The organism is Achromobacter pulmonis (assembly GCF_002885955.2).
In the GTDB taxonomy this organism is placed as follows: domain Bacteria; phylum Pseudomonadota; class Gammaproteobacteria; order Burkholderiales; family Burkholderiaceae_B; genus Achromobacter; species Achromobacter pulmonis_A.
Genome location: NZ_POQS01000004.1, coordinates 361,086 through 384,013 on the forward strand (window position 1 = coordinate 361,086; position 22,928 = coordinate 384,013).

Genomic DNA, 22,928 nt, shown 5'->3' on the forward strand with positions numbered 1-22,928 from the left:
CGCTCGTGTTCGAAGGCCCTCATGATCCGGATCGCGCGCTTCCGTAAAAATCAGCCTGAAATTGAGTTATGGTTCGAAAAAACCGAAGCGAGCCCGAAGCCATGCTGAACTACCGCCACCTTTATTACTTCTGGATGGTCGCCAAGGAAGGCGGCTTTTCGCGCGCCGCCGAAAGGCTGGACATGGCCATACAGACCATCAGCGCGCAGGTCCGGGAACTGGAGAAAAGCCTGGGCCACCAGCTGCTCAAGCCGGCCGGGCGCGGCGTGGCGCTGACCGACGCCGGCCAGGCCGCCTTCGCGCGCGCCGAAGAGATCTTCCAGATCGGCCACGCCCTGCCGCAGGAAGTGCGCGCCGCCGCCACCAAGCCGGTGATGCGGCTGGCGGTCGGCCTGTCGGACGGCATTTCCAAGCTGGCCGCACACGCGCTGCTGGGACCGGTGCTGCACACGCCGGACCTGCGCCTGACCTGCCACGAGGGCGAGGTCCAGGAACTGCTGGGAGAACTGGCCCAGCACCACTTGGACCTGGTGCTGGCGGGCCAGGGCGCGCCGGCCAACCCCAACCTGCGCCTGACCAGCGACCGGCTGGTGTCCTCGCCGGTGGACTGGTATGGGCCGGCCAAATGGGTGCGCAAGGCCGATGCGCGCGATTTTCCGCGCTGCCTGGAGCGCCTGCCGGTGCTGCTGCCGACCGGGCATTCGGTGCTGCGCCAGACGCTGGACCGCTGGTTCGGCGAACAGGGCGTCCACCCCAACGTGGTCGGGGAGTTCGAGGACAGCGCGCTCATGTCGGTATTCGCCGCCCGCGGCCTGGGGGTGTTTCCGCTCAGCCGGCTGGGCGGCGGCGATATCGGACTGCTGCGCGGCCTGCGGCCGCTGGCCCGCTGCGACGACGTGCACGAGGAAATCCACGCCATCCGCAACCGCCGGGGCCAGCACCATCCGCTGGTGCAGGCCGTGCTGACGCATGCCCGGACTTCGGTTTTTTCTTAACGTTTGTCACATAGGCGCTGGTTTTTTAGAAATAGAATCGGCTTTATCGTGGCTTTCCCTTGAAATATCGGAGTACCACTTCAATGAAAAAAATTATCTGGCTCGCCTTTGCCGTGCTCGCCGCACTCTGGACCGGGCTGGTGGCGCTGACCCTGCAGCTGACCGATTGGGTGCTGGCCTCGGTGGCCTCGGCGCAGGTGCCGGGCACCGCGCTCGACACCTCGCAGTGGGTCGCGCCCGCGTGGGCGGCCGCCTGGGTCGACCCGGCCTGGCTGCAAGGCCTGCAATCCGCGCTGGTCTGGGCCGCGCAGGGCCTGAACCAGGTGCTGCCCATGGCCGGCAGCCTGGGCACGCTGATCTCGGTCCTGGGCTGGATCTTCTGGGGCTTCATCATGGCCGGCCTGCTGGTGGTGGCGCTGATCCTGCATTGGCTGGCGGGCAAGCGCGAACAGGCCGCGCCCGCCGGCCGTCAAGTGGTGTAATAGGGCAGGCAACGCGGCCGCCCCGGCGCGCTGCCCCGCAAAGGAGCCCGCCGTGTTCGCAGTCCGCACCCCCACCCTGTTCCCGTTTCTGGCGGCGCTGTGCGCCGTCGCCGCGGCCGGCGCCGCCCGGGCCGCGCCGGCCTACGGCGTGGCGGTGTGCACGGTGGCCGGCGTCGCCGGGGAATACAGCGTGCGGGTGCGCAACACGGGCAGCGCCGCGCTGCCGCGCGCCGACGTCGCCGGCGTGCGCCTGAACGCCAGCGGACAGGCCGGCGACACCATCGGCGCCACGCTCGATGACATCCCGGCCGGCAAGTACAAGACCGCCGTGCTGGGCCGCCGCGGGGATTCCGTCGCGCTGGCCAGCATCTCGACCTATGTTTCCGAACAGGGCGCCGAAACGCGCCGCGAAACCCTGTACGCGGGCAAGGTGGCGCACGTTTCCCCCGGCTCCGCCCTGCCCTATACGCTGGCGCCGCTGGCCGTGCGCGGCTGGACCGTGGCCTATGGCGCCAAGTCCGGCCCCGCGCTGGAGGCGGGCAGCGCCGTCCTGCTGGTCTATCCCGCGCGGCCGGGCAAGAAGCCCGATCCCTTGCAGCCCGAAGCCGGCCGCGCGCCGGCGGAGGTGGTGCCGCTGGAGGTGTGCCGGTAGCGGGGAAGATGGCGGCCCTGGCCGCCCCTCAAGTACCGTGCAGCAGATCGCGCTCGTTCAACAACGCATAAACGATTTCAGGACGGGTGTCGAAGCTGCGGCGGATGGCCGCCGGGATGGCGGCGCGCGTCTTGCGGCACAGGCCCGGCTGGTCGTCGAGCTGGATGGCGATGCCGCGCGAGGTGCGCACTTCGTTGTCGCTGGGGATGATCGTGACCACGATGCCCAGCTGCGCCTGCATGCGTCCCTGCATGGCCCGCAGGTCCTCCAGGCTGGCCAGGTTTTCCAGCCGCGCCACCAGGCGCTTTTCCTCTTCCCGGGTCAGGCGCAGCACGCGGATGTCCGCGACCGGATCGGCCAGCAGCCGCTCGCGGTCGCACACACAGGCGCCCGGCGGGCATTCTTGGCGGATGGGAAACGGAAAATTCATGGCGCGGGCGCGCTCCGTGTCTGGCCTTTCCGGAATTCTACCCACGATCGCGCGCGGCTCGTAAACCCTCGGCCGCCTGCGGCATAATCCCCGGCACGCCTGCCGGCGCCGAGGATAGCCACATGAAAACCATATTGCTGGGAGCCGTGCTGGCCACGATCGCCCAGAACGCCTGCGCCCGCGACTACCCGTACGAGATCGCCCCCGGCCTGCCCGCGGTGGTGAGCATCGCCGACCTGCCGCGGCAGCAACTGAGCGTGCGCGCCGGCAAGGGCCCGCGGCAGGCGCTGGCGGACTTCGGCGGCGACGAGGAAGTCGACCAGTTCCAGGACGTGGACGTGGACCACGACGGCTACCGCGATTTCGTCGTCGGCCAGAGCGGCGGCAGCGGCCAGGTCCACGCCCGCATCTTCCTGTACCGGCCCGGCGAGGGAGGATTCCGCGAGCTGCGGCATCCCGACAGCGCCGCCAGCCCCTGCCGCGGCTTCGTCAATCCGGTTTTCGACCCGGCCCGCCCCGCCTTCGCCGTGGCCTGCCGCTACGCCGCGGACAATTTCGGTTTCGAGGAATACACGGTGTGCCCCGACGGCACGGCGCGCGCGACCTCGTGGTCGCGGCGCAGCGGCGAGGACGAAACGCCCCTGCCGCTGCCGCCCGGGCCCGGCGCCCGCTATAGTGGCGCATCGCCATCGAACAGGACCGCCTCGCCGTGCTGATTTTCCATAACCCCGTCCATCACAAACATGCCGGCCGCCACGAAATGTTCCGCGGCAGGCTGGTGCCCTGCCATGAAACCCCGGCGCGCCAGGAGTACGTGCTGCAGGCGCTGCGCCAGCGGGGCATCGGCGAGCTGCGCGCGCCGTCGGCGCCGGACATGGACCTGATCGGGCGCGTGCACGCCCCGCGCTACCTGGATTTCCTGGCCGGCGCCTGGCAGGAATGGATTGCGCTGGACCCGGCCAACGCCGAATTCGACGTGCTGCCGTCGATCTGGCCGGTGCGGGGTTTCCGCCACGATGTGTCGCCCACCAACTTCGCGGCCCGGGTCGGCCTGTTTTCGTTCGACAGCGGCTGTCCGCTGACCGCCGGCACCTGGGAGGCCGCGCTGGCCGGCGCCGCCTGCGCCATCGACGCCGCGCGCGCGGTGACGGCCGCCGGCGGGCCGCGCGCGGCCATGGCGCTCACGCGGCCGCCCGGCCACCACGCCGGCCCGGATTTCTTCGGCGGCTACTGCTTCCTGAACAACGCGGCGCTGGCCGCGCAGGCGCTGCGCGAGGCCGGCGCCGCGCGCGTCGCCGTGGTGGACGTGGACTACCACCACGGCAACGGCACCCAGACCATTTTCTACGAACGCGGCGACGTGCTGACCGTGTCGGTGCATGGCGATCCGACCACGGAATATCCGTTCTACCTGGGCTACGCCGACGAGCGCGGCCAGGGCGCGGGCGCGCAATGCAACCTGAACCTGCCGCTGCCCGCCGGCACCGGCTTCGCCGGCTGGACGCAGGCGCTGCAACAGGGCCTGGACGCGGTCCGCGCCTTCGGGGCGGACGCGCTGGTGGTGGCCCTGGGCGTGGACACCTATGAAGGCGACCCGATCTCGCGCTTCAAGCTGCGCAGCGAGGACTACCTGGAAGTCGGCCGCCTGCTGGCCGGACTGGGCCTGCCGGCCGTGTTCACGCTGGAAGGCGGCTACGCCGTGGCCGAAGTGGGCGTGAACGTGGCCAACGTGCTGCAGGGCTACGCCGGCTGAGCCGAGGCCCGCATGCGGTCCCATAGCTGCTGCGCCGCCGCGCGCGTGTCGGCGCGGTCCTTGTAGGCCAGGATGGACACCTCGATGTCCCAGCCGCGGTTGGGCAGGGGCACGAGGTCGGCGCCGGCCAGGCGCTGCAGCGCGCTGTCGGCCAGCCAGGCCACGCCGAGCTCCTGGGCGGCCATGTCGCCCAGCACGTCCGACATCTCGGCCTCGAACACCCGCACGCCGTGCAGCGGCTGCGCGGCCGCCTCGATGGCGGCATCGATCAGGCGCGCGAAATACACATTGGCCGAATACATCAGCAGCGGCACCGGACTGGCCGCAGCGCCGGGCAAGTCCAGCCCGGTGCGCTCGACCAGCGCGCGGGCGGCGTACGGCCGGATCAGCTCGCGGCCCAGCGTCAGGCAGTCGTAGCGCGCCGGGTCCAGCGGCAGCGGCTGGGCCACCTGGTGAAAGCAGATGAGGATGTCCGCCGCGCCCGAGGTGAAGGCGGAGACGGTGTCGTGCACGTTGCCGGTCTGCAGGCTGCAGCTGAGCACGCGGCCGTCGCTCCAGGCACGCCACCATTTCGGCAGGTGGGTGGTGGCCAGCGCGTAGGAAGTCGCCAGCCGCAGCTGGTTCTGGGCCGGCACGCCGGCGATGCCGGCGCGGGCCTCGGCCAGCTGGTTGACCAGCTCTATCGCCGCGTCGCGAAAGCGCTCGCCGGCCTCGGTGAGCTGGGTCGGGAAGGCGGAGCGGTCGATCAGGCGCGCGCCCACCCAGTTCTCCAGGCTCTGGATGCGGCGGCTGAACGCGGCCTGCGAAAGATTGCGTGCCTCCGCGGCGCGCGTGAAATTGCGCACCTCGGAAAGCGTGATGAAGTCCTGCAGCCATCGGGTGTCCATGAGGCTCCTTGCATATCGCACATGGGCCATGCGCGCGACGCATCGCCGCGCATGCTTACTTCGCATTGGACGGTCTGGGCGTCCTGCCGGACACTGCCTCCGTCGGTTCCGCATTGGAGCCCACCCGCCACGGAGTGTAAACATGGATAAAACCCTGCGCGACGCCGCCCGCGAGTACCTGGTCCGGTACGGCGGCGATACCTTCCCCAACCTGTTCACCTCGGCCAAGGGCACGGTGGTGCGCGACGATACCGGGCGCGAGATCCTGGATTTCACATCGGGCCAGATGTGCGCCACCATCGGCCACAACCACCCCGACATCGTCGCCGCCGTGCACCGCGCGGGCGAAACCGCCTTCCATTTCTTCAGCGGCATGATTCCGGAAACCGTGGTCCAGCTGGCCGCCACGGTGGCGCGCGACTGGATGCCCGCCGGGCTGACCAAGTCCATCTTCGTCAACACCGGTTCGGAGAGCAATGAAATCGCCTTGCGCATGGCCAAGATGCACAAGAACGGCTTCGAGATCCTGGCCATCGGCGGGTCATGGCACGGCGTGACCAGCGGCGCGGGCTCGGTGTCGTACGCCAGCGACCGCAAGGGCTACGGCGTGCCGCCGGCCGGCGTGTTCGTCATGCCCGAGCCCAACGCCTACCGTCCGTACATCGCGGGCCTGGACCCGGAGCAGTCGGCGCTGGCCTGTCTGGAGATCGGCCTGAAAATGTTCGACATGGCTTCGGCCGGCAGGCCCGCGGCCATCATCGTCGAGCCGGTCATCAGCGCCGGCGGCGTGCTGGTTCCGCCCAAGTCCTACATGCAGGCGCTGCGCCAGGCCGCCGACGCGCGCGGCATGCTGCTGATCTTCGACGAGGCGCAGACCGCGTTCGGACGCATCGGCTACCGCAGCGGCGCGGAACACTTCGGCGTCACGCCGGACATCATGAGCGTGTCCAAGACGCTGGGCGGAGGCCTGCCGCTGGCGGCCACCATCACCACGCCCGCCATCGAGCAGGACGTGCACGAAAAAGGTTTCACCTTCTACACCAGCCACGTATCGGACCCGCTGCCGGCCACCGTGGGCCTGGCGGTGCTGGAGGTCATCCAGCGCGAAAACCTGATCGAACGCGCCCGCACGCAGGGCGACTACCTGCGCCGCGGCCTGCTGGAACTGCAGCAGCGCCACGAGGCCATCGGCGACGTGCGCGGCCTGGGCCTGCTGCTGGGCGTGGAGCTGGTGCAGGACCGCGGCACGCGCCAGCCCTTCCACGAACTGGGCGCGCTGACCACCCAGCGCTGTTTCGAGCTGGGCCTGTCCATGAACATCCGGCGCCGCCCCGAACGCGGCTCGGTCTGGCGCATCGCCCCGCCCCTGACGGTGAGCAACGCGGAAATCGACCGCGCCATCGCCATCCTGGACCAGGCGCTGACCGAGAGCCTGAAAAAAGTGTCCCGGCCCGCGGCCCGCGCCGCCTGAGGCGCGCTTTTCCAACCCCCCGGCGCCGGGCCGGTCCCGGCAGGAGAACGACATGTCGCAACGCAAACTCGCCGCCTGCGCCCTGGCGCTGGCCGCCGTGTCCGGCCAGGCCCTCGCCGGCCCCACGCTCGACGCCGTCAAGAAACGGGGATACCTGCAATGCGGGGTATCGACCGGCATCCAGGGCTTTTCCGCCCCGGACAGCAAGGGCGTCTGGCATGGGCTGGACGTGGACATGTGCCGCGCCATCGCGGCCACCGTGTTCAACGATGCGTCCAAGTTCCGCCTGACGCCGCTCACCACCCAGGCCCGCTTCACCGCGCTGCAGTCCGGCGAGGTGGACGTGCTGACCCGCAACGTCACGCCCACCATGGCGCGCGACAACACGCTGGGCCTGTTGAGCGTGGCCGTCAATTTCTACGACAGCCAGGGCGTGATGGTGTCGCGCAAGCTGGGCGTCAAGAAGCTGACGGAACTGGAAGGCGCCACCATCTGCGTGCAGCCGGGCACCGTGACCGAGCTGGACCTGGCCGACTGGTTCCGTTCGCGCTCGCTGAGCTTCAGGCCCGTGGTGATCGAAAAGTACGATGAAATCGTGCGCGCGTTCGCGGCCGGGCGCTGCGACGCCTTCACCTCCGACAAGTCGCAGCTGGCCGCCACCCGCATGACGCTGGAGAACCCCGACGGCTACGAGATCCTGCAGGAGAACATCTCGAAAAGCCCGCTGGGCCCGATGGTGCGCCAGGGCGACGACAACTGGGTCAACGTGGTGCGCTGGTCGTTCTACGCCATGCTGGAAGCCGAGGAGTTCGGCATTTCGTCGGCCAACGTGGAAGCGCAGCTCAAGGCCGTCAACCCCAACGTGCAGCGCATCCTGGGCGTGACGCCCGGCATGGGCCGCAACATGGGCGTGGACGACCGCTGGGCCTACAACATCATCAAGCAGGTGGGCAATTACGGCGAGAGCTACGAGCGCAACCTGGGGATGAGCNATCTCGAAAAGCCCGCTGGGCCCGATGGTGCGCCAGGGCGACGACAACTGGGTCAACGTGGTGCGCTGGTCGTTCTACGCCATGCTGGAAGCCGAGGAGTTCGGCATTTCGTCGGCCAACGTGGAAGCGCAGCTCAAGGCCGTCAACCCCAACGTGCAGCGCATCCTGGGCGTGACGCCCGGCATGGGCCGCAACATGGGCGTGGACGACCGCTGGGCCTACAACATCATCAAGCAGGTGGGCAATTACGGCGAGAGCTACGAGCGCAACCTGGGGATGAGCAGCCCGATGAAACTGCCGCGCGGCCTGAACGCGCAGTGGCGCGACGGCGGGTTGATGTATGGGTGGCCGGTGCGGTGATGGCGCGCGGCCGATGGGTGCAGCGCGAGACATTCGACGCGGAAAATCAGCGGTAAAGCGCGCGAAACCCATCGGGCGGCCCCGGCCGCCACATTTCAATCCCGCGTTTCCAGCACCCGGTTGATGCGCAGCGCCAGCAGCGTGCAGGCCGCCCCCGACAGCAGATAGATGCTGACCGCCACCAGCCCGAAGCGCGCCGACAGCCCCAGGGCCACCAGCGGCGCGAAGGCCGCGCCGATCAACCAGGCCATGTCGGAGGTCAGCGCCGCGCCGGTATAGCGGAAGCGCCGCGCGAAGTTGGCCGTGACCGTGCCCGAGGCCTGGCCATACGACAGCCCCAGCAGCGCGAAACCCACCAGGATGAAGGCGTCCTGCGCCTTCGGCCCGCCGCCCAGCAGCCACGGCGTGAACAGCGCGAACACCGCGATCAGCGCGGCCAGCAGGCCCAGCGTGGTGCGCCGGCCGATGCGGTCGGCCAGCCAGCCGGAGGCGATGGTGCCCAGGATCGCGAGCGCCGCGCCGGCGATCTGCACCACCAGCACGTCGGGAATCTGCTGCGTGGCGCTGACCGCGATCCATGACAGCGGAAACACCGTGACCAGGTGGAACAAGGCATAGCTGGCCAGCGCGGCGAACGCGCCGATGAACAGGTTGTAGCCCTGCTCGCGCACCATCTGGGCGGTGCTGATGGGTTCGAGCTCGCCCTCTTCGAGCAGCTGGGTGTATTCCTCGGTGACCACCAGGCGCAGCCGCGCGAACAGCGCCACCACGTTGATGGCGAAGGCCACGAAGAACGGATAGCGCCAGCCCCATTCGAGGAAGTCGGCCTGGGTCAGCGTGACCAGCAGGAACAGGAACAGCGCGCTGGCCACCATGAAGCCGACCGGCGCGCCGAGCTGGCCCAGCATCGAATACCAGCCGCGCCGGTGCGGCGGCGCGTTCAGCGCCAACAGCGACGGCAGCCCGTCCCACGAACCGCCCAGCGCCAGGCCCTGCAGGCATCGGAACACCGCCAGCAGCACGATGGCATGCCCGCCGATGGCGTTATAGCCCGGCAGAAACGCCATGCCCACCGTGGCCGTGCCCAGCAGGAACAGCGCGATGGTCAGTTTCGTTGCGCGGCCCCAACGCCGCTGCGCGGCCATCGACAGCGCGGTGCCGATGGGCCGCATGATGAACGCGAAGGAGAAGATGACGAAGGACCACAGCATGCCTTCGAGCGGCGCTTCGAACGGGAAGAAAACCTGCGGAAACACCAGCACGCAGGCGATGCCGAAGACGAAGAAATCGAAGTACTCGGAGGCGCGTCCCACCACCACGCCCACCGCGATTTCGCCTGGCGCCACCTTGGCGTGGCTGCCTGCGCCGGCGGGCGCGGCCGGCTGCGGAAACGGGGATGCGTGGCCCGGATATTGCGTGGTGCTCGCCATGTGACTGCTCGCTGAAAGGAGGTTTGGAATACGCCTTGTCTACGATCCTGCATCACACCCGGATGCGGCTTGCGCGCCGCGTTCAGCGCTGCTTCCATACCAGAATGCAGCCCTTTCCCGCATGCGCTTTCCGCATACTTTTGTTCTTTTTACCCTAGATTTTTCGCGCCTTCCAGCGTAGTGTTGCGTTTACTTCCCACGGTTACGTTTCGGGGTGTGGTCATGCCGTTCTTCCAAAGGCTGCGCGGATTGATCCTGGTTCCTGCCCTGCTATTGCTCGCCGGATGCAATGCAGTGCTGCTGTCGCCATCGGGCGACGTGGCCTTGCAGCAGCGCAACCTGATCCTGATCTCGACGGGCTTGATGCTGCTCATCATCGTCCCGGTCATCATCCTCACACTGCTGTTCGCGTGGCGCTACCGCGCCAGCAACAAGACCGCCCGCTACGACCCGGAATGGAACCACTCCACGGTGCTGGAGCTTCTGATCTGGGCCGCGCCGCTGCTCATCATCATCGCGCTGGGCGCGCTGACCTGGGTGAGCACGCACCAGCTCGACCCCTACCGTCCGCTGGCGCGCCTGTCCGAAGGCCGCGAAGTGCCGCCTGACACCAAGCCGCTGGTGGTCGAGGTCGTGGCGCTGGACTGGAAATGGCTGTTCGTCTATCCCGAGCAGGGGGTGGCGGCGGTCAACGAAATGGCCGCGCCGGTGGACCGCCCGATCCAGTTCAGGATCACCTCGTCGACGGTGATGAACTCCTTCTTCATCCCGGCGCTGGCCGGGCAGATCTACGCCATGCCGGGCATGCAGACGACGCTGCACGCCGTCATCAACCACCCCGGCGAATACGAAGGCCTGTCGGCCAACTACAGCGGCTCGGGATTCTCCGGCATGCGCTTCAAGTTCCACGGCGTGGACCAGCAGGGCTTCGACAAGTGGATTGCCGAGGCGCGCGCCGCCGGCGCCACGCTGAGCCGCGAGACCTATCTGCAGCTGGAGCAGCCCAGCGAACGCAATCCGGTGCAGCGCTACGCCTCGGTCGCGCCCGGCCTGTTCGAGGCCATCGTCAACCGCTGCGTGGAGCCCAACCGCATGTGCATGCGCGACGCGATGGCCATCGACGCGCAGGGCGGCATGGGTATACCGGGCGCGCTCAACGTCACGACCCTGGACCCGCAGACGCGGGAGCGCCTGGGGCTGACCGGCACGCCGCCGCGCAAGTACGTGGGCGCGATGTGCACGGCCACGCAGGGGCTGGTGCTGTAGCGCCGCGGCGCGGAATTCATGAACTCCGGTCTTTATGGTGGAATCGAGATGCCCGATCAAGCTGAGCTCACCAAACTGATCTTCGGTCGACTGACCTGGGAAGCCATTCCGTACCACGAGCCGATCCTGCTGGCCACCTTCGTCGTGGTGGCCATCATCGGCATCGCGCTGCTGGGCGCAATCACGTACTACGGCAAGTGGGGCTATCTGTGGCGCGAGTGGTTCACCAGCATCGACCACAAGAAGATCGGCATCATGTACGTGATCCTGGGCATCGTGATGCTGCTGCGCGGCTTCGCCGACGCCATCATGATGCGCCTGCAGCAGGCGGTGGCCTTCGGCGACTCCGCCGGCTACCTGCCGCCCCACCACTACGACCAGATCTTCACCGCGCACGGCGTGATCATGATCTTCTTCGTGGCCATGCCGCTGGTCACGGGCCTGATGAACTACATCGTGCCGCTGCAGATCGGGGCGCGCGACGTGGCTTTCCCGTTTCTGAACAACTTCAGCTTCTGGATGACCACCGGCGGCGTGATCCTGGTGATGATGTCGCTGTTCGTGGGCGAATTCGCGCGCACCGGCTGGCTGGCCTATCCACCGCTTTCAGGCATCGCGCACAGTCCGGACGTGGGGGTCGACTACTACATATGGGCCTTGCAGATAGCGGGGGTGGGAACGCTGCTTTCAGGCGTCAACCTGCTGGTCACCATCGTCAAGATGCGCGCCCCCGGCATGAGCATGATGCGCATGCCCATCTTCACCTGGACCGCGCTGTGCACCAACGTGCTGATCGTGGCGGCCTTTCCGGTGCTGACCGCGGTGCTGGCCCTGTTGTCGATGGACCGCTACGTGGGCACCAACTTCTTCACCGCGGACTTCGGCGGCAACGCCATGATGTACGTGAACCTGATCTGGATCTGGGGCCACCCCGAGGTCTACATCCTGATCCTGCCGGCCTTCGGCATCTTTTCCGAAGTGGTCGCCACGTTCTGCCGCAAACGCCTGTTCGGCTACGCCTCGATGGTGTACGCCACCGTCGTGATCACGGTGCTGTCCTACCTGGTGTGGCTGCACCACTTCTTCACCATGGGATCGGGAGCCAGCGTGAACTCGTTCTTCGGGATCACGACCATGATCATCTCGATCCCGACCGGCGCCAAGATCTTCAACTGGCTGTTCACCATGTACCGCGGCCGCATCCGCTTCGAGGTCCCGATGCTGTGGACGGTGGGCTTCATGGTCACCTTCGTGATAGGCGGCATGACCGGCGTGCTGCTGGCCGTGCCGCCGGCCGATTTCGCGCTGCACAACAGCCTGTTCCTGATCGCGCACTTCCACAACGTGATCATCGGCGGCGTGCTGTTCGGCCTGATGGCCGGCATCACCTACTGGTTCCCCAAGGCCTTCGGCTACAAGCTCGATCCGTTCTGGGGCAAGTGCTCGTTCTGGTTCTGGCTGGTGGGCTTTTACGTCGCCTTCATGCCGCTGTACGTGCTGGGCCTGATGGGCGTGACCCGCCGGGTCAACCACTTCGAGGACATGTCGCTGCAGATCTGGTTCCAGGTGGCGGCCTTCGGCGCGCTGCTGATCGCCTGCGGCATCGCCAGCTTCCTGATCCAGCTGGTGGTGAGCTACCGGCGCCGCGAATCGCTGCGCGACGACACCGGCGACCCCTGGGACGGGCGCACGCTGGAATGGTCCACCTCGTCCCCGCCACCCAACTACAACTTCGCCTTCACCCCGCGCGTGCATGACCAGGACGCGTGGTGGCAGATGAAGCAGCACGGCTACGAGCGGCCGCGCCAGGGTTTCATTCCCATCCACATGCCGAAGAACACCTGGGCCGGCATCGTGCTGGCCGGCATCAGCGTGGTGATGGGCTTTGCGCTGATCTGGCACATGTGGCCGCTGACGGTGCTGTCGTTCGCGGCGCTGATCCTGGTATCCATCGTTCACACCTTCAACTACAAGCGCGACTACTACGTGCCGGCCGACGAGGTCGTGCGCACGGAGGATGCGCGCACGCAATTGCTGGCGAAAAACCATGTCTGATACCGTCGCTACCTCCCTGCCCGGCGGCGCCGCGCCGCCCGCGCAGCCCGTGTTCTACGTTCCGGTCGAACACCATCCCAAGAACGGCACGCTGCTGGGCTTCTGGGTCTACCTGATGAGCGACTGCCTCATCTTCGCCTGCCTGTTCGCCACCTACGGCGTGCTCGGCCGAAGCTATGCGGCGGGCCCCTCGGGCGCGGACCTGTTCGACCTGCCGCTGGTGGCGGTCAACACCTCGCTGCTGCTGCTGTCGTCCATCACCTACGGCTTCGCCATGCTGGAGATGCGGCGCAACCGCATCGGCGGCACGCAGCTGTGGCTGGCCGTCACCGGCATTCTCGGCCTGGGCTTCCTGTCGCTGGAACTCTACGAATTCGCGCACCTGATCCACCAGGGCGCGGGACCGCAGCGCAGCGCCTTCCTGTCGTCCTTCTTCACCCTGGTCGGCACCCACGGCCTGCACGTGACCTTCGGCATCGTGTGGCTGGTGACCATGATGATCCAGGTGCAGATGCACGGCCTGATCCCCGAAAACCGCCGGCGCCTGATGTGCCTGTCCATGTTCTGGCACTTCCTGGACCTGATCTGGGTGGGCGTCTTCACCTTTGTCTATCTCATGGGAGTGCTGCCATGACCGCGCATACGGACCACCTGGCCCATCCGGGCGGCGACCACGGGCACCATGACGACGACGACGGCGCCGCCCACGGCACGCTAAAAAGTTACGCCACCGGCTTCGTGCTGGCCGCCATCCTGACCGCCATTCCGTTCTGGCTGGTCATGGACCGGGTGTTCGAAGATTCGCGCACCACCGCGCTCATCATCCTGGGCTTCGCCGTGGTGCAGATCGTGGTGCACATCGTGTACTTCCTGCACATGGACACCAAGTCCGAAAGCGGCTGGAACATGTTGGCGTTAATATTCACGCTGGTGCTGGTCGTCATCACGCTCAGCGGATCCATCTGGATCATGTATCACCTGAACTCCAATATGATGCCCATGTCGACGCACGACATGCGCAAAATGCCCTGATGCCCGCAGTAACAGACTCTTCTTCCGGCGACACCCCCCGTAATCCGCGCAGCGCAACCACCCTGGTCATCCTGGGGCTGGTTGCCGCCGCCATTTTCGCGGGCCTGTGCGCGCTGGGCACCTGGCAGGTGCACCGCCTGGCCTGGAAACGCGCCCTGATCTCCCAGGTCGAATCGCGCGCCCACGCGCCCGCCGCGCCCGCCCCGGGCCGCGCCGAATGGCCCGCGCTGACTTCCGACAACGCCGAATACCGCCGCGTCTTTGCTTCCGGCACGTTCCAGTACGACCGCCAGACGCTGGTGCAGGCCGCCACCGAGCTGGGCAGCGGCTACTGGGTCATGACGCCGCTGCAGCTGGACGGCGGCGGCACCGTGCTGGTCAACCGCGGCTTCGTGCTGCCCGAATGGCGCAAGGCCCAGGCGGGCGCGGCGCAGCCGCCGGCGCAGGCTAGGGTCAGCGGCTTGCTGCGCATGGGCGAACCGGGCAGCGGCTTTCTGCGCAACAACGATCCCGCGGCCAATCTCTGGTATTCGCGCGACCTGCCCGCCATCGCCGCCGCGCGCGGCCTGACCGACGTGGCGCCGTATTTCATCGACGCCGACGCCGCGGGCGGCGCGGCCGATGCCCGCAAGGCGCCGGTGGGCGGCCTGACGGTGCTGTCCTTCCCCAACAACCACCTCATGTACGCCATCACCTGGTACGCGCTGGCGGCCATGGTGCTGGTCGGGGTGTTCATCTTCGTGCGCGAAGAAAAGCGCGCGCGCCGCAAGGGCTGAACCCCGCGCCGCACCGCGATCACCACCGGGAACACCGTCGGGCGCCTGCGCCGCGTGGTGTTCCCTTTGTTTTTTCCAACCCCCAAAAAGGAGTCCCCAAGGATGAAAAAGACGCTGCTCGCAGCCGCAATGCTCACTACTTTTGCAGGCCTCGCTCAGGCAGAAACGTCGGTAACTCTCTATGGTGTCATCGACACCGGCATCGGCTACAACAAGATCAAGGGCGATGGATACGACGGCAGCAAGCTCGGCATGATCAACGGCATCCAGGCCGGCTCGCGCTGGGGCCTGCGCGGCTCCGACGACCTGGGCGACGGGCTGCGCGCCGTGTTCACGCTTGAAAGCGGCTTCGATTCCGCCAACGGGCAGCGCGGGCAGTCCGGCCGCCTGTTCGGCCGCCAGGCCACCATCGGGCTGGCCAACGACGCCTGGGGCAAGCTGGAATTCGGCCGCCAAGCCACGGTCGGCTCGAACTACCTCGCCGACATCGACCCCTTCTACACCAGCTATACCCAATCCAACCTGGGCCTGGGCTTCAGCGCCGCCAACACCATGCGCTGGGACAACATGGTCATGTACCGCACGCCCTCGGTGAACGGCTTCGAGCTGGGCGTGGGCTATTCCTTCAACGTCGACGACACCGACGCCGGCCAGAGCGGCTTTCGCACCGCCGACAACGCGCGCGGCATCACCGCCGGCCTGCGCTACGTGCAGGGCCCGCTGAACGTCGCGCTGACCTACGACCAGCTCAACGGCTCGAACCGCGCCGCCATCGACCACGACGCCACCCCGCGCCAGTACGCGCTGGGCGTGTCCTACGACCTGCAGATCGTCAAGCTGGCGGCCGCCTACGGCCGCACCACCGACGGCTGGTTCGTGGGCCAGGACCTGCCCGCGGGCACCCCGTTCAGCGACGAGTTCGGCACCTACCGCTACGTCGACGGCTTCAAGGCCAACGCCTACATGCTGGGCGCCACCGTGCCCGTAGGCGCCACCGGCAGCCTGTTCGCCTCGTGGCAGCACGTCTCGCCCAACAACGACAGCCTGACCGGCGGCGACGCCAACATGAACGTCTGGAGCGTGGGCTACACCTACGACCTGTCCAAGCGCACCAACCTGTACGCCTATGCGTCCTACGGCAAGGACTATGCCTTCATCGACGGCCTGAAGAGCACGGCCGCCGGGGTGGGCGTGCGGCATACGTTCTAAGCGTCTCCGCGTCCCGACCGGTCGCGGCCGGGACGCGGCGCATGGGCGGTGCAATCTGCGCGCAACAAGCGTCGGCCATCATCGGCTACCTTTGAACGCACGGACCCGTAACCGCCACCATGCACTCGACCTTCCCGACTTCGCCGCCCCCCACTCTGCTGCGCCTGCTGGCCGCGGCCCTGCTGCCGCTGGCCCTGGCTGCCTGCAACGGCGGCGACGACGATGATGGCGACGCAGGCGGCGGCGAGCCTCCCGCGGTGATCGCGCCGCTTCCCACCGAACCGGAGACGCCCGAACCCGAAACGCCTGCGCGCAACAGCGCCTACCTCGACACCAGGCCCGGCCAGGTGATCCAGGTGCGCATCGAAGAATTGCGCCCGACCCAGGCCGCCGTCGGCTACGACCAGATCTACTACAAGCTGGGCCGCTGGCAGGGCGACTTCGACCGTCCCACCTGGGCGGCCGATCCCACGCGCCAGCTCGACTACCTGAACCGCACCGTCGGCAAGAAGTTCGACGACTACTGCGAGGACATGGGCGGCGCCGAACGCGCCCGGGATTTCCAGAGCATCGCCGAGGCGCGCGCCGCCCGCCTCGACCAGCCCGACACCTACGCCTGCAAGGACGCCCCCGGCACGCATACCGCCAACCTCAAGACCGTGGTGGTGGGCTGGGACGGCAACCTCTACCTGACCGACGGCCACCATACCTTCTCCTCGCTGCGCGAGATCGCCGACGGCGGCCCCAAGCTGCCGGTGTGGGTCAAGGTGGACGCCAACTACAGCGACGTGCCCAACGCCGCGGCCTTCTGGCAGCGTATGATCGACGAGCGGCGCACCTGGCTGCGCGACGGCGCCAACCAGCCCATCACCGTCGACCAGCTGCCCACGCGCCTGGGACTGGCCAGCGCCGACGAAGCCGGCGGCATGCAGGAAGACCGCTACCGCTCGCTGGTGTACTTCACCCGCGACATCGCCTACCAGAACGGCGGCCTGCCTGAATTCGCGGAATTCCTGTGGGGCGACTGGCTGCGCCGCGAGGCCGCCGGCGGCCGTCTTCCGGGCCTGGACGCCTACCGCTTGGCCCCGCCCGCGGCTACGACGCAGATTCTTGCGCCCAGCACCCTGGGCAAGGACCTGGCGCCGGCCGGCGCCGGCGACAGCTACGCCGCCGCGGTGCGCGACGCCGCGCTGAAGATGAGCGCGCTGGCCGACACCGACATCGTGTACGGCGACCGCGACGCCGCCAGCCTGGGCCGCATCGCGCTGGTGCCCGACGCGGCCGGCGACTCGCCCACCAAGAAGGCGCGCGACACGCTGGAAGAGCTGACGCGCGACGACGTGAAGAAGGACGGCAGCCCGCGCGGAGCGGGCAAGCTGTGGTTCGCGGTCAATTACCGCAGTTGCGGCCGGCCGGCGGCGGGAAGCTGCTGGGGGTGGTAGTTGTTGCTTGCTGTCTGATGGGTTGCGCGCGTCGAGCGGTCGATTTCTTTTATCGAGTCTCTCGCGCTGCACCCATCCTACGAGCCGCAACCGCCATCACCCCGGCCGCTTGAACCCGGCCCGGGCGCGCTCGACCTCGCCGCGGCACGCGCAGCCGTGCAGATGGTCGTTGACCATGCCCACCGCCTGCATGAAGGCGTACATGGTGGTCGGCCCGACGAAGGTCCAGCCGCGCTGCTTCAGCGCGCGCGACAAGGCCTTGGACGCGGCCGAGCTGGGATTGTTGTTCCAGTAGTCCAGGTCCACCGTGGCCGGGCGCTCGCGCGGCGGCGGTTCGTGGCGCCACAGCCAGCCCGCCAGCGTGCCGGTTTCGTCGGCCAGGTCGCGCGCGCGGCGCGCATTGTTGATGGCCGACACGATCTTGCTGCGGTTGCGCACGATGCCCGGATTGCCCATCAGCCGCTCCACGTCGCGTTCGGTATAGCGCGCCACGCGCTCGAAATCGAAGTCGTCGAACGCTTCGCGAAACGCCTCGCGCTTGCGCAGGATGGTGATCCAGGCCATGCCGGCCTGGAAGCCTTCCAGGCAGATTTTCTCGTACAGCCGGCGATCGTCGGCCACCGGGCGGCCCCATTCGCGGTCGTGGTAGTCCGGCATGGACGGCTGCCAGAAGCAGCGCGCCACGCCGGCGGCGTCCGTGATCAGGCCCGATGCCTTGTCGTCCATGCCCTAGCCGCCGTCACGGTCTGCCCGGCACCGGGCAGGTCAGGTCGCCCTCTTCGCATTCGAGGTAGGCGCGCAGTTCCTTGGTGCGGGCCTGGGTCAGCTTGTCCAGGCAGGCGCTCTGCGCCATCGGGTAGGCGCTGCTGCCCGAGGTGCCGCCCGCCGCGAACGCGCATTCGGCGTCGCGGAAAGACAGCCAGGCGCGCTGCGCGGCATGGAACTGGGTGGCGGCGGTCTTGTCGTCCTTCAGGCGCGCGTTGATTTCCTTGTAGGCGGCGTTCAGGTCCGCATCGGACTTGCGGTAGGCCTGGTCGGCGCACATGCTCATGTCGGTTTGCGTGGCCGCCTTGCTGCAGTCGAGCGGGCGCGACTGCGGCTGCGGCTGCGCATGGGCGCCGGCCGCCAGCGCCAGAATGGCCGCCGCCGTGATCGCGATACGCATGGGGTTTCTCCTGTTGGTTCTATGCGGTCGGGGCGCGCGTGCGCGCGTCCCGGCTCATAGGAGAAAGTGTCTCATGGAACGACAGGCCTCGCCGCACTCGCCTAAGATTACGGGTATGAAAATCCAACTGCTGTCCGACCTGCACCTGGAAACCGACCCCGACTTCGTGGAACGGCCCGCGCCCGGCGCCGAACTGCTGGTGCTGGCCGGGGACATCGGCTCGTACCAGCGCGGCTCCCGGCTGGAGCGCGACGACTTCGGGCTGGGCAGTTATTCGCCGCGCAACGGCTGGCCCACGCCGGTGGTGTACGTGCCGGGCAACCACGAATACGACAACCTGGATTTCGACGAGACCCACGAACGCCTGCGCGGCCTGTGCCGGGAACTGGACATCCACTGGCTGGAGCGCGAGACGCTGGTGATCGGCGGCATGCGCCTGGTCGGCACCACGCTCTGGAGCGATTTCGACGCGCTGGCCAGCGACGCCGACACCCTGGGCGCGGCGCTGAAAAAGCGCGCCAAGGCATTCCGGGCCGCCGACTTCTACCTGGAAAAGGCGGCCATGCGCCGCCACGGCGAGCCCTTCCTGGCCGAGCAGATGCGCGAGCAGGGGCTGCTCTGCCAGCAGTGGCTGGAAGCCGCGCTGCGCGTACCGTTCGACGGCCCGACGGTGGCCATCACCCATTTCGCGCCCACCCTGGCCAGCGCCGATCCGCGCTACGGCATCACCCCCGGCACCGCGGGGTTCTGCAACGCGCTCGACCGCCTGCTGCCGCTGGCCGACTACTGGCTGCACGGCCACCTGCACTGTCCGCAGGACTACGTCAAGGACGGCTGCCGCGTGATCGCCAACCCGCTGGGCTACGCGCGCAAGGGCGAACAGCAGGGTTTCGAGCCGGCGCGCGTGTGGGACCTGGGCGCGCCCGCCGGCTGACAATCCGCGCCGGCGCCGCGCTCATGCTGCGCCGCATCAGGGCGCGGGCTTGCCCGCCATCTGTTCGCGCAGCCGCTCCTCCTGCTCGCGCAGCTCGGGGGTGAACGCTGCACCGAAATCGTCCGCCTCGAAAATCTGGCGGATTTCTATCTCGGAGTCGCCCGGCATCGGGTTGGGGCAGCGCTTGACCCAGGCAATCGCCTCGTCCAGGGACGCGCACTGCCAGATCCAGAAACCCGCGACCAGCTCCTTGGTCTCGGCGAACGGCCCGTCGATCACGCGCCGGCCACTGCCCGAAAACGCCACGCGCACGCCCTTCGAGCTGGGATGCAGGCCTTCGCCGGCCAGCATCACCCCCGCCTTCACCAGTTCCTCGTTGTACCGGCCCATGTCCGCCAGCAGCTGCTCGCTGGGCATGAGCCCCGCCTCGCTGTCGGCCGTCGCCTTCACTAGCACCATGAATCGCATATCCGTCTCCTTGAGTGTTTGTCGGAACATTCTCGCTCCAACAGGACGACGAACGACAGGGCGCCGGATCGACAATGGCCTTCAAACAAAATGTATCGGCGAACGGCGCTCAGGGCGCCGGGTTGGGCTGGCGCGCGTGGATGCGCTCGATTTCCTCCAGCACCTCGGCCGGCAGCGCCACGTCCACGCTGTCGATGTTTTCCTTCAGCTGTTCCAGCGTGGTGGCCCCGATCAGGTTGCTGGTGACGAAGGGACGCTGGTTGACCCAGGCCAGGGCCAGGTGGGTCGGCGGGATGCCGTGCGCGCGCGCCAGCTCCACATACGCCCGGGTGGCGGCCTCGGCCTGCGGGTTGCTGTAGCGGGTGAAGCGCGTATAGAGCGTCAGGCGGGCGCCGGCCGGGCGCGCGCCGTCCAGATACTTGCCGCACAGCATGCCCATCGCCAGCGGCGAATAGGCCAGCAGCCCCACGTCTTCGCGGTGGGCGAATTCGGACAGCCCGCTCTCGAAGACCCGGTTCAGCAGGCTGTACGGGTTCTGGATGGAGGCGATGCGCGGCAGGTCCCGGCTCTCGGCATGGCGCAGGAACTGCGCCACGCCCCACGGGGTCTCGTTGGAGACGCCGACGTGGCGCACCTTGCCGGCGCGCACGAAGTCCTGCAGCACTTCCAGCGTTTCTTCGATGGGCACGGTGTGCTCGTCCTGCACCCAGGGATAGGCCAGCTTGCCGAAGGTGGCCGTGCTGCGGTCCGGCCAATGCAGCTGGTACAGGTCCAGGTAGTCGGTCTGCAGGCGCTTGAGGCTGGCGTCCAGCGCTTCGGTCAGGTTCTTGCGGTCCAGGAAGGTCTTGCCGTCGCGGATGTGGCCCGGGCGCTTGGCGTCGCGCACGGGGCCGGCCACCTTGCTGGCCAGCACGATCTCGTGGCGGCGCTTGCTGCGCGCCAGCCAGGTGCCGATATAGGTCTCGGTCAGGCCCTGCGTTTCCGGCTTGGGCGGCACCGGGTACATCTCGGCGGTGTCGACCAGGTTGACGCCGCGCTCCAGGGCGTAGTCCAGCTGCTCGTGGGCCTGGGCTTCGGTGTTCTGCTCGCCCCAGGTCATGGTGCCCAGGCCGATCAGGCTGACGTCCAGGCCGGTGCGGCCGAGTTTGCGGTATTTCAAATTCTGCTCCGTTCGGGGTCGCTTACAGGAAAGACGAACCTTACTCCCGGGCGGCCCGCGGGTAAATCGCCCTTGCCCGCGGCGTCCGAATCGGCATACGCTTGATGCCCCACCGACAGCCAAGAACAACGACGTGCTACAGCAAATCGATGAGGTCTACATCTTTTTCATTTGCGTGGCCGTCTTCCTGACGGTCATCGAGCTGGGATATCGCCTGGGGCGCAAGCTGCGCCGCGCTTCCGACGAGTCGGCCAAGGCCCATATCGGCGCGCTGCAGACCGCCCTGCTGGGCCTGCTGGCGCTGCTGCTGGGCTTTACCTTCGCAATGTCGGTCACCCGCTTCGAGACGCGCAAGAACCTGGTGCCCGAAGAGGCCAACGCCATCGGCAACGCCTACTGGCGCTCGCAGCTGCTGCCGCCCGCGGCGCGCGAGCCGATCGCGGCGCTGCTGCGGGAATACGCCGACACCGCGCTGGAGTTCCACGACGCCGACAACGACAGCGCACGGCTGGCGCTGGCCGGCGCCGCTTCGCGGCGCATCGAGCGCCAGATCCGCTCCACCGCGGCCGGCGTGCTGGAATCGCCGCCGTCCATGGCTTCCGTCCTGTTCATCCAGGCCATCAACGACATGGCGCAGGTCAACGAAAAACGCCGCGTCGCGCTGGAGAACCACGTGCCCGAGCCGGTGTTCTACCTGCTCTTCATCGTGACCACCGGCGCGATGGCGTTCATCGCCTATGGAACCGGCCTGCAGAAACGCAGGCGGCTCATCTCGACCGGCCTGTTCGCCACCTTGATATCGCTGGTCCTGACCTTCATCCTGGACATAGATCAGCCGGCCTCCGGTCTCATTCAGGTCAACCAGGACAGCATGCTGCGGATCAAGGCGACGCTGGAGCAGGAGCGCTAGGGGCGGCGGCCTCGCTGGCGGCCGGGGCGCGCTCGGCCAGCGCTTCCAGCAGGTCGGCCGACGGCACGAAGAACAGCCCGCCCGTGACCGCGTGGCTGAAATCCAGCAGGCGGTCGTAGTTGCCGACGGGCCGTCCGACGAACATGTTCTCCAGCATCTGCTCGATGGGCGCCGGCGAGCGCGCGTAGCCGATGAAGTAGGTGCCGAACTCGCCCGAGCCGGCCCGGCCGAAAGGCATGTTGTCGCGCAGGATCTTCACTTCCTGGCCGTTCTCTTCGAGGGTGGTCAGGGAACTGTGCGACGAAGACGGCTTGATGTCGTCGTCCAGCTCCACGTTGGACAGCTTGTGGCGGCCGATGATGCCTTCCTGGTTTTCCACCGTCAGCGCGTTCCAGCCGTCCATGTCGTGCAGGTATTTCTGCACCAGCACATAGCTGCCGCCGGCGAACTCCGGGTCCTCGTCGCCGATCACCGTGAAGTCCACGGCCTCGCGTCCTTGCGGATTCTCGGTGCCGTCGACGAAGCCGATGATGGCGCGCCGGTCGAAATAGCGGAAACCGTGGACTTCGTCGACGACCGTCACGGCATCGCCCAGGTCGTTGAGCAGCAGGGTCGCGAGCTCGAAGCACAGGTCCATGGAATCGGCGCGGATGTGCAGCAGCAGGTCGCCGGGGGTCGCGACGGCGACGCGTCCGGGCGGCCCGAATTCGCGGAACGGATGCAGGGCCGCCGGGCGCGGCGCGCCGAAGACGCGGTCCCAGACGGCGGAGCCGAACGCACAGACACAGGAGAGGTTTTGTTGCGGCGCGCGGGTCGCCACGGTGCGCACGCGGGCGGCGACGTCTTCGCACCAGCCCCGCAGCGTTTCGGCGGAGCCGGCGCCCTCGTTCAGGGTGGCGACCAGGAAGATCGCGTGGCGGGTGGCCGGGTCGTGGACGGCTTGGGGAAGAGGCGGAATTTCGGGCATGGGATCGGACACCTGGTAAACGGACATGGCCCGGAAACGCCGGGCCAGTCCGATTCTAAGCACGGATCGCGGCGCTGTGAACCGCGCCGCCGC

23 protein-coding genes and 2 pseudogenes are annotated in these 22,928 nt (G+C 67.9%); 17 read left to right on the top strand and 8 right to left on the bottom strand.

What is annotated here, in order from left to right; genetic code table 11:
* Positions 1 to 101: 101 nt before the first annotated feature.
* The 3 genes from C1I89_RS16835 (at position 102) to C1I89_RS16845 (ending at position 2,129) form a co-directional block, all read left to right on the top strand.
* Complete coding sequence (locus tag C1I89_RS16835; protein ID WP_102773827.1) at positions 102 to 995, top strand: LysR family transcriptional regulator; 894 nt, start codon at positions 102 to 104, stop codon at positions 993 to 995.
* An 83-nt stretch (positions 996 to 1,078) separates the two neighbouring features.
* Positions 1,079 to 1,477, top strand: coding sequence for a hypothetical protein (locus C1I89_RS16840; RefSeq protein WP_102773828.1), 399 nt, complete (start codon positions 1,079 to 1,081; stop codon positions 1,475 to 1,477).
* Positions 1,478 to 1,529: 52 nt separating this feature from the next.
* On the top strand, positions 1,530 to 2,129 hold the full coding sequence (locus C1I89_RS16845) for a hypothetical protein (protein ID WP_246842445.1): 600 nt from the start codon (positions 1,530 to 1,532) through the stop codon (positions 2,127 to 2,129).
* Between the two features lie 28 nt (positions 2,130 to 2,157).
* On the opposite strand, the gene C1I89_RS16850 is transcribed toward C1I89_RS16845, so the two are convergent.
* The gene (locus C1I89_RS16850; RefSeq protein WP_102773829.1) at positions 2,158 to 2,559 is read right to left on the bottom strand and encodes a hypothetical protein; all 402 of its coding nucleotides are present in this window, start codon (positions 2,557 to 2,559) and stop codon (positions 2,158 to 2,160) included.
* Positions 2,560 to 2,681: 122 nt separating this feature from the next.
* Between C1I89_RS16850 and C1I89_RS16855 the strand changes: the two genes are divergently transcribed.
* Together C1I89_RS16855 and C1I89_RS16860 are read left to right on the top strand one after the other, a co-directional pair.
* A complete protein-coding gene (locus tag C1I89_RS16855; protein ID WP_102773830.1) occupies positions 2,682 to 3,275 on the top strand; it encodes a hypothetical protein in 594 nt (197 codons plus the stop codon).
* The gene (locus C1I89_RS16860) at positions 3,269 to 4,312 is read left to right on the top strand and encodes a histone deacetylase family protein (protein WP_102773831.1); all 1,044 of its coding nucleotides are present in this window, start codon (positions 3,269 to 3,271) and stop codon (positions 4,310 to 4,312) included. Before C1I89_RS16855 ends, C1I89_RS16860 begins: the two co-directional genes overlap by 7 nt.
* On the opposite strand, the gene C1I89_RS16865 is transcribed toward C1I89_RS16860, so the two are convergent.
* Positions 4,300 to 5,199 (bottom strand): LysR family transcriptional regulator, encoded by a 900-nt coding sequence (locus tag C1I89_RS16865; protein ID WP_102773832.1) that lies wholly within the window; start codon positions 5,197 to 5,199, stop codon positions 4,300 to 4,302. The two genes, C1I89_RS16860 and C1I89_RS16865, sit on opposite strands and share 13 nt — an antisense overlap.
* A gap of 142 nt (positions 5,200 to 5,341) precedes the next feature.
* Here C1I89_RS16865 and C1I89_RS16870 point away from each other — a divergent pair, with 142 nt between their 5' ends.
* The 3 genes and pseudogenes from C1I89_RS16870 to C1I89_RS35600 form a co-directional block, all read left to right on the top strand.
* Positions 5,342 to 6,670, top strand: coding sequence for an aspartate aminotransferase family protein (locus C1I89_RS16870; protein ID WP_102773833.1), 1,329 nt, complete (start codon positions 5,342 to 5,344; stop codon positions 6,668 to 6,670).
* A 52-nt stretch (positions 6,671 to 6,722) separates the two neighbouring features.
* Positions 6,723 to 7,673: pseudogene (locus C1I89_RS16875) on the top strand (amino acid ABC transporter substrate-binding protein); the annotation flags it as partial.
* Positions 7,666 to 8,022: pseudogene (locus C1I89_RS35600) on the top strand (amino acid ABC transporter substrate-binding protein); the annotation flags it as partial. The pseudogenes C1I89_RS16875 and C1I89_RS35600, both read left to right, overlap by 8 nt.
* A 95-nt stretch (positions 8,023 to 8,117) precedes the next feature.
* On the opposite strand, the gene C1I89_RS16885 reads toward C1I89_RS35600, so the two are convergent.
* The gene (locus tag C1I89_RS16885; RefSeq protein ID WP_102773834.1) at positions 8,118 to 9,452 is read right to left on the bottom strand and encodes an MFS transporter; all 1,335 of its coding nucleotides are present in this window, start codon (positions 9,450 to 9,452) and stop codon (positions 8,118 to 8,120) included.
* 222 nt (positions 9,453 to 9,674) lie between these two features.
* On the opposite strand from C1I89_RS16885, the gene cyoA reads away from it, so the two are divergent.
* The 7 genes from cyoA to C1I89_RS16920 all read left to right on the top strand — a co-directional run bounded on the left by cyoA (position 9,675) and on the right by C1I89_RS16920 (position 17,232).
* Positions 9,675 to 10,718 carry a ubiquinol oxidase subunit II gene (gene cyoA / locus C1I89_RS16890; protein WP_102773835.1) on the top strand — a complete coding sequence of 348 codons (1,044 nt, stop codon included), beginning with the start codon at positions 9,675 to 9,677 and terminating at the stop codon, positions 10,716 to 10,718.
* Between the two features lie 48 nt (positions 10,719 to 10,766).
* Entirely contained in the window at positions 10,767 to 12,773 is a 2,007-nt protein-coding gene (gene cyoB, locus C1I89_RS16895) for a cytochrome o ubiquinol oxidase subunit I (protein WP_102773836.1), read from the top strand.
* On the top strand, positions 12,766 to 13,407 hold the full coding sequence (cyoC, locus tag C1I89_RS16900) for a cytochrome o ubiquinol oxidase subunit III (protein WP_102773837.1): 642 nt from the start codon (positions 12,766 to 12,768) through the stop codon (positions 13,405 to 13,407). The genes cyoB and cyoC overlap by 8 nt, the downstream gene beginning before the upstream one ends.
* Positions 13,404 to 13,805: a cytochrome o ubiquinol oxidase subunit IV gene (gene cyoD / locus C1I89_RS16905; protein ID WP_102773838.1), complete on the top strand. Its 402-nt coding sequence runs from the start codon at positions 13,404 to 13,406 to the stop codon at positions 13,803 to 13,805. The genes cyoC and cyoD overlap by 4 nt, the downstream gene beginning before the upstream one ends.
* On the top strand, positions 13,805 to 14,581 hold the full coding sequence (locus tag C1I89_RS16910) for an SURF1 family protein (RefSeq protein ID WP_102773839.1): 777 nt from the start codon (positions 13,805 to 13,807) through the stop codon (positions 14,579 to 14,581). The genes cyoD and C1I89_RS16910 overlap by 1 nt, the downstream gene beginning before the upstream one ends.
* A gap of 102 nt (positions 14,582 to 14,683) precedes the next feature.
* Entirely contained in the window at positions 14,684 to 15,790 is a 1,107-nt protein-coding gene (locus C1I89_RS16915; RefSeq protein WP_102773840.1) for a porin, read from the top strand.
* A gap of 119 nt (positions 15,791 to 15,909) precedes the next feature.
* Entirely contained in the window at positions 15,910 to 17,232 is a 1,323-nt protein-coding gene (locus C1I89_RS16920) for a ParB/Srx family N-terminal domain-containing protein (RefSeq protein WP_102773841.1), read from the top strand.
* A gap of 96 nt (positions 17,233 to 17,328) precedes the next feature.
* On the opposite strand, the gene C1I89_RS16925 is transcribed toward C1I89_RS16920, so the two are convergent.
* On the bottom strand, positions 17,329 to 17,958 hold the full coding sequence (locus C1I89_RS16925; protein ID WP_102773842.1) for a DNA-3-methyladenine glycosylase I: 630 nt from the start codon (positions 17,956 to 17,958) through the stop codon (positions 17,329 to 17,331).
* Between the two features lie 13 nt (positions 17,959 to 17,971).
* Positions 17,972 to 18,397, bottom strand: a complete 426-nt coding sequence (locus C1I89_RS16930) for a lysozyme inhibitor LprI family protein (protein ID WP_102773843.1) — start codon at positions 18,395 to 18,397, stop codon at positions 17,972 to 17,974.
* Positions 18,398 to 18,512: 115 nt separating this feature from the next.
* On the opposite strand from C1I89_RS16930, the gene C1I89_RS16935 reads away from it, so the two are divergent.
* The gene (locus tag C1I89_RS16935; RefSeq protein ID WP_102773844.1) at positions 18,513 to 19,331 is read left to right on the top strand and encodes a metallophosphoesterase; all 819 of its coding nucleotides are present in this window, start codon (positions 18,513 to 18,515) and stop codon (positions 19,329 to 19,331) included.
* Between the two features lie 36 nt (positions 19,332 to 19,367).
* Here the strand turns inward: C1I89_RS16935 and C1I89_RS16940 are convergent, their stop codons facing one another.
* The gene (locus C1I89_RS16940; protein WP_102773845.1) at positions 19,368 to 19,799 is read right to left on the bottom strand and encodes a YciI family protein; all 432 of its coding nucleotides are present in this window, start codon (positions 19,797 to 19,799) and stop codon (positions 19,368 to 19,370) included.
* Between the two features lie 109 nt (positions 19,800 to 19,908).
* Entirely contained in the window at positions 19,909 to 20,958 is a 1,050-nt protein-coding gene (locus tag C1I89_RS16945; RefSeq protein WP_102773846.1) for an NADP(H)-dependent aldo-keto reductase, read from the bottom strand.
* Positions 20,959 to 21,091: 133 nt separating this feature from the next.
* Between C1I89_RS16945 and C1I89_RS16950 the strand changes: the two genes are divergently transcribed.
* Positions 21,092 to 21,868 carry a hypothetical protein gene (locus C1I89_RS16950; RefSeq protein WP_102773847.1) on the top strand — a complete coding sequence of 259 codons (777 nt, stop codon included), beginning with the start codon at positions 21,092 to 21,094 and terminating at the stop codon, positions 21,866 to 21,868.
* On the opposite strand, the gene C1I89_RS16955 is transcribed toward C1I89_RS16950, so the two are convergent.
* Positions 21,840 to 22,835: a Dyp-type peroxidase gene (locus C1I89_RS16955; protein WP_102774156.1), complete on the bottom strand. Its 996-nt coding sequence runs from the start codon at positions 22,833 to 22,835 to the stop codon at positions 21,840 to 21,842. The genes C1I89_RS16950 and C1I89_RS16955 overlap by 29 nt on opposite strands.
* Positions 22,836 to 22,928 lie beyond the last annotated feature (93 nt).

Coding starts and splice junctions, on each gene's coding strand:
- C1I89_RS16835 (WP_102773827.1), top strand. CDS start 102: ATGCTGAACTACCGCCACCTTTATTACTTCTGGATGGTCGCCAAGGAA.
- C1I89_RS16840 (WP_102773828.1), top strand. CDS start 1,079: ATGAAAAAAATTATCTGGCTCGCCTTTGCCGTGCTCGCCGCACTCTGG.
- C1I89_RS16850 (WP_102773829.1), bottom strand. CDS start 2,559: ATGAATTTTCCGTTTCCCATCCGCCAAGAATGCCCGCCGGGCGCCTGT.
- C1I89_RS16855 (WP_102773830.1), top strand. CDS start 2,682: ATGAAAACCATATTGCTGGGAGCCGTGCTGGCCACGATCGCCCAGAAC.
- C1I89_RS16865 (WP_102773832.1), bottom strand. CDS start 5,199: ATGGACACCCGATGGCTGCAGGACTTCATCACGCTTTCCGAGGTGCGC.
- C1I89_RS16870 (WP_102773833.1), top strand. CDS start 5,342: ATGGATAAAACCCTGCGCGACGCCGCCCGCGAGTACCTGGTCCGGTAC.
- C1I89_RS16885 (WP_102773834.1), bottom strand. CDS start 9,452: ATGGCGAGCACCACGCAATATCCGGGCCACGCATCCCCGTTTCCGCAG.
- cyoA (WP_102773835.1), top strand. CDS start 9,675: ATGCCGTTCTTCCAAAGGCTGCGCGGATTGATCCTGGTTCCTGCCCTG.
- cyoB (WP_102773836.1), top strand. CDS start 10,767: ATGCCCGATCAAGCTGAGCTCACCAAACTGATCTTCGGTCGACTGACC.
- cyoC (WP_102773837.1), top strand. CDS start 12,766: ATGTCTGATACCGTCGCTACCTCCCTGCCCGGCGGCGCCGCGCCGCCC.
- cyoD (WP_102773838.1), top strand. CDS start 13,404: ATGACCGCGCATACGGACCACCTGGCCCATCCGGGCGGCGACCACGGG.
- C1I89_RS16910 (WP_102773839.1), top strand. CDS start 13,805: ATGCCCGCAGTAACAGACTCTTCTTCCGGCGACACCCCCCGTAATCCG.
- C1I89_RS16915 (WP_102773840.1), top strand. CDS start 14,684: ATGAAAAAGACGCTGCTCGCAGCCGCAATGCTCACTACTTTTGCAGGC.
- C1I89_RS16920 (WP_102773841.1), top strand. CDS start 15,910: ATGCACTCGACCTTCCCGACTTCGCCGCCCCCCACTCTGCTGCGCCTG.
- C1I89_RS16925 (WP_102773842.1), bottom strand. CDS start 17,958: ATGGACGACAAGGCATCGGGCCTGATCACGGACGCCGCCGGCGTGGCG.
- C1I89_RS16930 (WP_102773843.1), bottom strand. CDS start 18,397: ATGCGTATCGCGATCACGGCGGCGGCCATTCTGGCGCTGGCGGCCGGC.
- C1I89_RS16935 (WP_102773844.1), top strand. CDS start 18,513: ATGAAAATCCAACTGCTGTCCGACCTGCACCTGGAAACCGACCCCGAC.
- C1I89_RS16940 (WP_102773845.1), bottom strand. CDS start 19,799: ATGCGATTCATGGTGCTAGTGAAGGCGACGGCCGACAGCGAGGCGGGG.
- C1I89_RS16955 (WP_102774156.1), bottom strand. CDS start 22,835: ATGCCCGAAATTCCGCCTCTTCCCCAAGCCGTCCACGACCCGGCCACC.